This window comes from Halanaerobium saccharolyticum, from assembly GCF_003053565.1.
GTDB classification, from domain to species: domain Bacteria; phylum Bacillota; class Halanaerobiia; order Halanaerobiales; family Halanaerobiaceae; genus Halanaerobium; species Halanaerobium saccharolyticum_B.
The window spans coordinates 1-1262 of the sequence record NZ_QAXS01000092.1 but is presented as its reverse complement, the minus strand read 5'-3'; the positions used below and the strand labels follow the sequence as shown (position 1 = coordinate 1262).

Sequence of the window (1262 nt, the reverse complement as noted above, 5' to 3'; positions counted from 1 at the left end):
TTTATCCTAACAGGAAATATATGTTAAATAATCTTACTGTTGTAGATCATGTCCTAAAATATATGATCTACTGCTGAATTTTATGTCTTGTAACAATATTTGAGCAGATGATCTCAGCTGCTGAGAAATTGATATCTTAGCTCCAGCCTTAAATAATTTTCAGGGGCATGGAATTATTGGTATCAAGGATACAGAAACTGAAAGATCTGTTAGAATACCGGCTGGTCTGTCAGCAGAGATTGCAAAGATTATAACTGATTCAGAGTTTCAAGAGCAGATAAAAAAGAATGATAGGCTGTTTCAATTTGCCTGGGGACTCCTGGCTTATTATGGAGCCCTCTCAATTATGCAGTTAATAGAATTTTATGATTTCTATTTTGAGCTTGAAACTGAGGCAGAAAAATTTCATCATTTCTTTCAGGAAATGAATGAATTTCATAATAATACCCGACTCCGGGTTTTAAAGGGTCATACCCCTAATGAGATGATGAAAGAAGAGCTTGACATCCTCCCCGCCCGTTCCTATCGTCACGAACGAGGATTCCTTAAAAGAACTTGCGAGGTTGTCGAATGATTAGAAGGCAGTCTATTTCTAGTAGCCCAATTCGACTTCGACTCGAGGCTGTGCCATCAGCCCTCCTGAGATAGCCGACTATACATTTCAATAGTATAATCCTAGCATTATGCTAATATAGGCACTCAGGCACTTAGACTATTAACATCTAAGCAGGTTGTTGCTCTAAATATTTATTGGCTATATTACGACTTGCATTTAAATCAGCGTGGATATGATTACCACACTCGCAAGAGTATAGATTAGCTTTGCGATTAGATTTTTTAACTTTAGCACATCTAGAACAACTCTGGGAAGTATACTTTGGATTTATATATTCCACCTTAATCCCAGCTAATTCAGCCTTATATTTAATAAATTGTTGTAGTTGATAGAAAGTCCAGCTGTGAATATTTCTATCTGCTCTATTAAGACTTCTAGCAGTATTCCGGATATTTTCTAGATTTTCCATAATTATAGTACCAACTTGCTCCTGCACAGCAAGATTAATAAGCTGGCGACTAATTTTATGGTTTAAATCAGTCATCCATCTCTGCTCTTTGTCATTAATTTTTTTAATAGCTTTAACTTTTTTAGATTGACCCAGTTTTCTCCTTAACATACGATACTTTTTGCGGATAAAACCTGCCTGTTTACCATTGTGGAATTGGCGATTAATTTCTTTGCCTTGAGGATTTTTAACACTGGC

General features: G+C 36.1%; 2 protein-coding genes. One reads left to right on the top strand and one right to left on the bottom strand.

The window, feature by feature from the left end; genetic code table 11:
- Nucleotides 1-346: 346 nt before the first annotated feature.
- Nucleotides 347-574 (top strand): hypothetical protein, encoded by a 228-nt coding sequence (locus C8C76_RS15000; RefSeq protein ID WP_108143064.1) that lies wholly within the window; start codon nucleotides 347-349, stop codon nucleotides 572-574.
- A gap of 148 nt (nucleotides 575-722) precedes the next feature.
- Here C8C76_RS15000 and C8C76_RS14995 read toward each other — a convergent pair.
- On the bottom strand, nucleotides 723-1262 hold a 540-nt coding region (locus tag C8C76_RS14995; protein WP_146161880.1), incomplete at its 5' end, for an RNA-guided endonuclease InsQ/TnpB family protein.

Coding starts and splice junctions, on each gene's coding strand:
- C8C76_RS15000 (WP_108143064.1), top strand. CDS start 347: ATGCAGTTAATAGAATTTTATGATTTCTATTTTGAGCTTGAAACTGAG.